Raw genomic sequence first — 8,851 nt, forward strand, 5'->3', positions numbered from 1 at the left:
ACTCCTATGACAAAAATGAGGTTGCTTTTTATTTTGCTTACCTTTTGATTGGACAGATTATAATCTGATACTATATTTTAGATAAGATCTTGCCAAAATATAATCTTATTTCAACTCTATTTTTTTAAACCAAAACTCTAACGCATCCATTGGTTCCTCTCTTGTATGAGCGTAATAAATTCTTACATCGTCTCCCTTCACGTCATCGGGAAGGATAAATGAAAAACTGAACTTTTTTGACGTCTCTATATCAAAGATTTGCGCGGAGGATTTAGGTGGCTTCTCTTTTTTTATCCATTCCTTAATTGATTCTTCTAGGAACTCCTGATTCATGTTCTTATAGTCTTTGACTCTATTACGTTTAACATAAGTTATTTCTGCATTATTAGGAACATAGAAGATGATAAAATCAGTAGGAAATCTATAGGCATCTAAGGGCTTTTCCCAAACCCCCTTCACTGTATATACCTGGTTTTCTTTTTGAACTGAAAACTTTAATAAATTTGGATCTGTGTGATACCAAGAATTAAAAACTACATACCCTATAGAGAGTAACATTAAAAATCCAGGAGTTAGTAAGATGAGTGATATTCCTCGTCTTGTATTCCACCATCTAATTCCTAGTACTAAAGAGCCAATAGATATAATGAATACAAGAATAATCGACATTTAATTGCTCCTTCTAAATCTTTAGCTATTTACATAGCTTTTTTTATCTCAACAAATAGCAGAAAGCCTTTAGTGTTATTCTTGTTTATCTTCATCACATTTGTATTCTAAAATATCTCCAGGCTGACATTCCAAAGCCTTACAAATTGCTTCTAAAGTCGAGAACCGAATGGCTTTTGCCTTTCCATTTTTCAATATAGAAAGGTTAGCCATTGTGATTCCTACTCTCTCCGAAAGTTCTGTTACGCTCATTTTTCTTTTAGCTAACATCACATCGATATTAATTATTATCGCCACATTACTCACCTCAGACCGTTAAGTCATTTTCTGATTTTATATCAATCGCCTCTTTTAACAGTTTTTGAAGAACAGCAGCAAAAACGGCGATAACCAATGAAGCAAAAATGATGATGAGTCCCACTAATCCAATAGGAGGGTCAATTTTTTTCGCTATAAAATGAAATAGTGGCGAAGCTAGTACATACAGGCCACTAATTGTAATCGCACAGTACTTTATGTTCTTTAACGCCTTTACAGATAATTCTGAGAACGCTTTGCTTCCGTCAATGTACCGTAAAAGATTGAAAGCCTGGTAGAGGGCAAAGTAAAAAGGCAGAGCTGCTCCATACATCACAATAAAAATGAGAGATTTCATATAATTCATATCTGGATACAATTCTCCAGCAAAATTCCCGATCTTGGGCACCAAGAAGATACACAAAGCAAGAACTGGAATTCCAATAAGAATAACAGCTATCTTTAAAAAGAGGGTTGTTCCTTGTTTCATAAAAAGCACCTCACCTATTTATTATCTGTTTGAATTTAACATAATATTTATTGTTTTACAATAAATATTTATTCTTTTTATCCATATTTTTATCGTTTATTCATATTTTTTAAAAGAGCATTCCTCATTATAGAGAAATGCTCTTTTAAACTTAAAACTATCTAATTTACGACTGGCCCAATCAGATAAAAGTCCGTAAAAGTATACGTTTACGGACTTTTGTTTTTCATAAGAAATCTATTATTTTTATCGTTCGTTTAAGTTTAAAAACTAATTACGAACGTTTTCTTTAATTTATATATCTTTACGAACGTTCTTTGGTAAAGCAAGAGGAAGAGAAACACAAAATAAGGATATAAATAGAAAAAGAAGATTTGGATATATACGTGTGAGCAGTCAAGATAAAAATGAAAGTCGTCAAATTTAATCAATGCAAGAAGAGAATGTAAAAAAGACAACATTTTATATTTTCTACAGCTAAACAATCTAAGACTCGAGAATCAAGGGTTAAATGATTAAAGTTATTTAAAACATAGCCAATTTAAGAAGCCACTTGTATAAAAAAAGTGGCTTTTTTCTACTTAATTCTTTCAAATTTTATATTTAATGATTTCATTGAATTCTTCTACTTCTTTTCGAATACTAATGGTTGGTCCCCAAGAATCGATAAGGTTGATAGCTTTTTGGTTAGAACGTAAAGCCTCTATACGATCTCCTTTTCGTAATAGCAATTGGGCCATCCCATAGTGGTAGTATATTAGTTCAATTTGGTTAGCTTTATCTTTATGATAAAGAAGACTATAAAAGCATTTTTCTGCTTCCTCAAGCTTATCACAAATAACATAAGCTATCCCTAAATTGAAGTAAGCTTCAATGGTCTTTTCTCCTCCGTATATTAAACTGATTTCATTAGCTTCTTCATATAATCGGATTGCTGCTTCATAATTTTCATAAACCATACATAAATCACCGCGCACTAATGAAATTCTATGTTGAATAACTGGTGTAGTGGAGATCTCCCTAACTTCTTCAAGAATACATTCTGCTTTGTTAGGGTTATTTTTCTTCAACAAGAGCCTTGCTTTTAAGGCAAGTCCCCAAGCTTTCAAATCATAAACATCAGAACTATCTGAGCTTAACTGATCTAGTGTCTTTAGACCGTAATCTATTTGTAGTAGGGAATCATCTAAGTTATTGACTTCCATCAGCGCCCACCCCAATGTGTCGATTCGAAAGAATGCTTCATGGGTATGTTTTCTGAGTTGTTTTGCATAATCAGCAGCTATTTTCCCATATTTGATCCTTAAAGGTAAATTAACTCGGCTTAGAAAATGGCTTATACGAATTAAAAGTTCAATTAAAAGCTCTCTTTGATCAGATTCGTTTGCCCATTTTATAACTTTGAGTATATTTGGCCATTCTTTCTTAATTTCCTCTAAATCACGACCAAGCAAATAACTCCAATAAATAGAATCTGGAAGATCCCGTTTTAAATAGTTATCTAAATAATGGATATAGTATTGACTCCAACGCTTACGTGCTACATTTTCAAATTGTTTATCTTCTAACAATCGTTGTTTACCATACGTTACTACGGTTTGATGTCCTAGATAATGAATTTTCCCTTCTATACGTTCTCCTTGGATAAGTGCAAATAGTTTCATTTGATCAACAGCATAATGGAATTTTCGAGCGTCTAGTCCAGCCACTGTTGCCCAACTTTTCTCGTCAGGAGGTTTACTGAAAAAGCATAACACTTTCCAAAGATGTAAAGTATCTTCATCACATTTCTCCCACGTGCGTCCGAAAAGAAAATCAAATAATTCCAACAGTGAGTAACCGGCTTTTCCTAGTTCCTGAATAAGTTGCTGAGCAGGAATTTCATCATCTGCAATGTAAGCTATACTAAGCGCAATAGCTTTAGGATTTCCAGCAGTGGCCGAAATTAGCTCTTCGCGAATTTCACGAGGGCTATTTAATAACTGTTCCATTTGTTCTTGTTTAGTTGAAGAGTTAGACATTTTCATATGTTGTTGCACTTCATAAGAAAGATAGTTAAGAGCATCTTCTTTTTCCAGGCCCTTTAGCTGAATGGTTACCATATCCCTGAATTTATTTCTATATTTTTGTTGTAGATTTTCACGAGATGTGAGTAATACTTTAACGCCTTGTGGAAGGTTAGTAATAAATTCGTAAATCTCACTTTCAGCTGTATCAATGCTATCTATAACAAGTAATACAGACTCTTCTTTTGCGTAATTAGCCAATGCATTACGAACTACAAAACGTTTCTCATCAATTGATCGGTTTATTTGCTCCATTCGGCCAAGTTGGTAAGCAATTGTATTTAAAAAGTCACTAAAAGTTAGTCCTTTCCAATCAGCACTAAACCATATTATAGAGTTAAGATTTGGCCAATCTATTTCAAGGCTTTCTGCTTCCTTATGATGCTCCTGAACACATGCATACGCTACTTCAAGAGCAATAGTTGTTTTTCCAATACCAGCCCATCCAGAAATTAAACATAATGGAGAAGGAGAAATTACCCACTGACGAATTGCCTCTAAGTCAAAGTGTCTTCCAATAAAAACTCCTGACCAGCGTGTTGGTAGGTTATGTATTGTAGAATGTTCCTTTGGAGTAGCATCCTCAGTCTGAAGTTTACTATGAAATATTTTTTTAACTACTTCCTCAATATCTTTATCAAGAGGTGTACCAAATGAGTTGTCTCTCCCTAATATTTTTGCCTTTTCTAGACACGAAGACACCCAAGCAGGTAAAGCAGGTTTAAGAGTGGGTATAGAAGTTGTTTCCATCAGTTTTGAGAACCAACTTATATCTAAAATATCTAAATTCGTTTTTTTTAGTATTATCCATATGATGCCGAAGAGCTTTCCATCGTCAATACGACCAGGAATATATTTTACTCCCATCTGCCCTATCCAACTTTTAATTGTATTAGAAGATACACCTAATTCATTTGCGATATTAGCTATATAAGATTGTCCTAGTGAGCTATCTTCGCCCTTTTTTCTTTTAATCTTATAATCAGGGTGAAGTTTTAGTTCTTTAACACCCAAAGATAATAGTTCCGCAAACTTCTTCTGATCTTCAATTTCAGCCATAAGAATTTTACACCTCCTATTAGTTTTATTTTAACGCTATATCTTTTTTTATTGTATATAAAAAAGAAAAGTACAGTGCTACTGTACTTTTATACAGTACAAAAAGCTATTGGTAACGTAACGTTAACAGGTAAAATTAGCTCATGTAATAAAAAAAACTAAAATGTATGCACTTACATGACGACAGAAAACAGAAATATGTTTAAGTTACAGTTAAGCACATTAGAGATTTATGAGTTAAAAATAAATTCATATTAATTTTTACTTTGTGAGTTTATATAGAAATTTAATTAAAGAAAGGAAATTTATTGATGAATAACAACTTACCTAAAACCATGAAAGCAGCTGTCATGCACGGCACAAGAGAAATCAGTATTGAAACATTGCCTTTACCTCAAATTGATGATAATGAAGTTTTAATTAAAGTAATAGCCGTAGGAATTTGTGGCTCAGACTTACATTATTATACCCATGGTAGAATCGGTAAATACAAAGTAGAGAAACCATTTATCCTTGGACATGAGTGCTCAGGTGAGGTTGTAGCTATCGGATCATCTGTTGAAAGATTTAAAGTAGGGGACCGCGTAGCCGTTGAACCAGGAGTAACCTGCGGACATTGTGAAGCATGCAAAGAGGGACGATATAATCTTTGTCCAGATGTTCAATTCTTGGCAACACCACCAGTTGATGGTGCCTTTGTTCAATATATAAAAATGCGTCAGGATTTTGTCTTTTTGATCCCGGATTCCCTCTCCTATGAAGATGCTGCCTTAATAGAGCCTTTTTCAGTTGGTATCCATGCAGCGACGAGAACAAAACTTCAGCCTGGGTCAACAATTGCGATTATGGGAATGGGACCGGTAGGGTTAATGGCTGTAGCAGCAGCAAAAGCATTTGGAGCAAGTACAATAATAGCAACAGACTTAGAGCCATTGCGTCTTGAGGCAGCTAAGCAAATGGGAGCAACTCACGTTATTAATATTAGAGAGAAAGATCCTCTTAATGAAATTAAAAATATTACTGAAAACATAGGTGTTGACGTTGCATGGGAGACAGCAGGGAATCCAAAAGCATTACAATCTTCATTAGCTTCACTTCGTCGTGGTGGGAAATTAGCAATCGTAGGTTTACCTCCTCAAAGCGATATTCCACTCGATGTACCATTTATTGCTGATAATGAGATTGATATATACGGTATTTTCCGTTATGCCAACACTTATCCAAAAGGAATTAAGTTTCTTTCTTCTGGTGCAATTGACACAGAACATCTTGTAACAGATAGATATCCGTTAGCCGAAACACGGGAAGCAATGGAGAGAGCACTAAATTTTAAAAACGAATGTTTAAAAATTATAGTGTATCCAAACGAATAAAAAACATTAGACTTGAAAGCTAGGTTCTAGTTGGTATTTATAACAAAATTCTTGAACTTTTAATTTTCAGATGCGGTTTTAGAAATAGAACAATTGCAACTAAACCGCATCTGTTTTTCTTTAAGATAGCTGTTGATAATATGGACTTTCTACTATCTTTCTTAGCATTTTTTTGAAAACGCATTCTGGGGGTTACGACTTATGCAAAACGCAGAACAATCACAAATATTAGGGACTGAAATTAAAGATAAATCTATTTCTATTACTAAGTTATCCTGGTTTGAACGGTTTGGATATGGATCGGGAGACATGGCATATAATATTGTTTTTCAATTCGTTAATGCCTATCTACTTTTTTATTATACTGATGTGGGAGGTATCCATCCTGCAGCTGTTGCGACCTTGTTTTTAGTAGTACGAGTTTTGGATGCTATTTGCGATCCTATAATGGGAGTTATTTTAGATAAAACTAATACCCGTTGGGGAAAAGCAAGACCATACTTATTATGGGTTTCACTTCCTTTTGCTTTATTTACCATCCTATGTTTTACCAACCCTCACTTAGGGTCAACGGGCAATGTCATATATATGTATATTACCTACATTTTACTGGGGATGACGTTTAGTATGCAAACGATTCCAGTTAATAGCTTAACAGGACGAATTACTAATAATGTTCAGGAACGCACGGTTTTAACAACTACTCGTATGATATTGGTTTATGTAGGAATCCTCCTTTCCATTTCATGCGCAACCCCTCTTGTATCAGCTATTGGAGGCAAAAATCAGGAATTTGGATTTCAGATGACTGCTTTAGTCTATGCTGTTGTAAGTATAATTTTAAATCTGTTTAGCTTCTTTACAGTACGCGAGCGCATTGCTCCTAAAAAGAGTAAAAAACATGGACTTAAAGTAACTTTATCTGTTTTGTTTAAAAACAAACCACTACTAGTACTAGTTTCGTCTTTCTTGGCATTTGCTATCGGTTTTAATATCAAACTTAGTACAATGGTTTACTATTTTACTTACAATGTTCACCAAAAAGAATTAGTATTTTGGGGCACTGTTTTATTTTTTGGAGCTGCACTAATCAGTAACTTATTTATTCCTTTATTCTCCGATAAATGGGGTAGAAAGAGTGTAATGATTGTATCAGCTAGCGTATCTCTTATTTCATATATAGGACTCCAATTTACTTCTTTTGATTCAGTAACTTTAATTTTATTTTGGTTGTTTGCTTCAGGATTTTTTACAACCCCATTAAACACCCTAGCTTGGGGAATGGTTGCCGATTGTGTAGATTATGCTGAATGGAAAACTGGAGTTCGAGCAGATGGCGTTGTTATTTCTTTAATGAGTTTTACTAATAAGTTAGGAGTTGCACTTGCAGGATCATTTTCAGCTATCTATTTAGGCATAGCAGGTTATGTAGCTAATGCAGAACAAACCGTAACTTCCCTAAATGCTATTAAAAATATGAATGCGTTAGTACCAGGAATTTTCATTTTACTTTCTGTATTAATAATATGTTTTTATCCCTTAACTGAAAAAACATACAAGAAAATGATTTTGGATTTAGAGAAAAAATCTAAGTAGTTAATTCAATTTTAAAATTAAGTAAATGAGTGTGATATAGATGCAAAATAAAGTAAACAAAAATGCTCCAATTGTTTGTGTAGGAGAATTATTAATTGATTTCTTTTGTAGCAATATTAATTCTAATTTAATAGAAGGACGCCAATTTTTAAAAAGTGCCGGCGGAGCACCAGCAAATGTATGCGCAACCATAGCCAAACTCGGGGGGAATGCATCATTTAGTGGTAAAGTAGGCAGGGACCCATTCGGTTACTTTTTAGAAGAAATCTTAAATTCATTAAACGTAGATACTTCTATGCTTGCTTGGGATGAGAAAACGGCAACTACTCTAGCCTTTGTGTCACTGCAAGAAAATGGCGAGCGAGACTTTGTGTTCCATAGGGGAGCTGACGCTTTAATGACAATGGATGACATTGACCTAAATGAAATAAATAAAGCTAAAATCCTTCATTTTGGTTCAGCCACAGCTATGTTAACTTCTCCATTCCGTGAAACTTATTTAAGCCTTATATCTAGTGCTAGAGAGGACGGAAAATTTATTTCTTTTGATCCTAACTATCGAAGTGATTTATGGAAAGGAAGATTAATTGACTTCATCTCAATCGCAAAGAAAGCTATTGCTTTAAGTGATTTTGTGAAAGTAAGTGAGGAAGAATTAGAGATTATCACAGGCGTTAAGAATCATGAAGTAGGTGTGGATACCCTCCATAAAATGGGTGCCAAAATTGTAGCAGTTACGCTTGGAAAAAGGGGAACATTCATATCTAATAGTAGAAAAAAAGAACTAGTACAAAGTATTTCTATCAAGTCCATTGACTCTACGGGAGCTGGGGATGCTTTTGTAGGTGCAACTTTATTCAAATTAGCTAATACACGGAATATCAAGTCCATTGAAAATGATTTCGAGCAGTTACTCGACATTATTGCATTTGCAAACCGGGTTGGAGCACTGGTATGTACAAAGATAGGAGCAATCGAAGCACTGCCAAATATTGAAGAAATAGAAATTACTAGCGTATAAAAAGCCTAGCATTAATAATACAATAACTAGAACAAACACAGTAAAAAAGCCACTTATCATTATACAAGTGGCTTTTTTCTACACATGGAAAGTCGATGGATTATATAAAAGGGAAATAAAAAAAGCTGCCAATACAGCTAGGCAGCCCTTCCTTAAACCTCCTCAACTATTCCCTCTATTAAATCGTAGAAGAGACTTACTTATTTCTTTTGCTTGTTTGTTGATTTGTCATTGTTTTTCCCTTTTTCAGAAGTCGTAATATCCGTATCTTCACTTTGAC

7 protein-coding genes are annotated in these 8,851 nt (G+C 34.2%); 3 read left to right on the top strand and 4 right to left on the bottom strand.

What is annotated here, in order from left to right; translation table 11 throughout:
- Nucleotides 1-105 precede the first annotated feature (105 nt).
- From AC1DRF_RS11595 to AC1DRF_RS11610, 4 genes are all read right to left on the bottom strand, one after another.
- Nucleotides 106-669, bottom strand: a complete 564-nt coding sequence (locus AC1DRF_RS11595; RefSeq protein WP_477740786.1) for a hypothetical protein — start codon at nt 667-669, stop codon at nt 106-108.
- Between the two features lie 75 nt (nt 670-744).
- The gene (locus AC1DRF_RS11600) at nt 745-966 is read right to left on the bottom strand and encodes a helix-turn-helix domain-containing protein (RefSeq protein WP_098563508.1); all 222 of its coding nucleotides are present in this window, start codon (nt 964-966) and stop codon (nt 745-747) included.
- 10 nt (nt 967-976) lie between these two features.
- Entirely contained in the window at nt 977-1,456 is a 480-nt protein-coding gene (locus AC1DRF_RS11605; protein WP_477740787.1) for a DUF2975 domain-containing protein, read from the bottom strand.
- A 590-nt stretch (nt 1,457-2,046) separates the two neighbouring features.
- A complete protein-coding gene (locus AC1DRF_RS11610) occupies nt 2,047-4,581 on the bottom strand; it encodes a tetratricopeptide repeat protein (protein ID WP_477740788.1) in 2,535 nt (844 codons plus the stop codon).
- 311 nt (nt 4,582-4,892) lie between these two features.
- Here AC1DRF_RS11610 and AC1DRF_RS11615 point away from each other — a divergent pair, with 311 nt between their 5' ends.
- The 3 genes from AC1DRF_RS11615 to AC1DRF_RS11625 all read left to right on the top strand — a co-directional run bounded on the left by AC1DRF_RS11615 (nt 4,893) and on the right by AC1DRF_RS11625 (nt 8,571).
- Nucleotides 4,893-5,954, top strand: a complete 1,062-nt coding sequence (locus tag AC1DRF_RS11615; protein ID WP_279621333.1) for an NAD(P)-dependent alcohol dehydrogenase — start codon at nt 4,893-4,895, stop codon at nt 5,952-5,954.
- Nucleotides 5,955-6,155: 201 nt separating this feature from the next.
- A complete protein-coding gene (locus tag AC1DRF_RS11620) occupies nt 6,156-7,550 on the top strand; it encodes an MFS transporter (RefSeq protein ID WP_279621331.1) in 1,395 nt (464 codons plus the stop codon).
- A 40-nt stretch (nt 7,551-7,590) separates the two neighbouring features.
- Nucleotides 7,591-8,571, top strand: a complete 981-nt coding sequence (locus tag AC1DRF_RS11625) for a carbohydrate kinase family protein (RefSeq protein ID WP_279621330.1) — start codon at nt 7,591-7,593, stop codon at nt 8,569-8,571.
- The last annotated feature ends 280 nt before the right edge of the window (nt 8,572-8,851 follow it).

The sequence above is a fragment of the Priestia sp. P5_B4 genome, assembly GCF_056400385.1.

What these genes read in the sequence shown, in the direction of transcription:
- AC1DRF_RS11620 (WP_279621331.1), top strand. Translation starts at nt 6,156, where the DNA reads ATGCAAAACGCAGAACAATCACAAATATTAGGGACTGAAATTAAAGAT.
- AC1DRF_RS11605 (WP_477740787.1), bottom strand. Translation starts at nt 1,456, where the DNA reads ATGAAACAAGGAACAACCCTCTTTTTAAAGATAGCTGTTATTCTTATT.
- AC1DRF_RS11595 (WP_477740786.1), bottom strand. Translation starts at nt 669, where the DNA reads ATGTCGATTATTCTTGTATTCATTATATCTATTGGCTCTTTAGTACTA.
- AC1DRF_RS11625 (WP_279621330.1), top strand. Translation starts at nt 7,591, where the DNA reads ATGCAAAATAAAGTAAACAAAAATGCTCCAATTGTTTGTGTAGGAGAA.
- AC1DRF_RS11610 (WP_477740788.1), bottom strand. Translation starts at nt 4,581, where the DNA reads ATGGCTGAAATTGAAGATCAGAAGAAGTTTGCGGAACTATTATCTTTG.
- AC1DRF_RS11615 (WP_279621333.1), top strand. Translation starts at nt 4,893, where the DNA reads ATGAATAACAACTTACCTAAAACCATGAAAGCAGCTGTCATGCACGGC.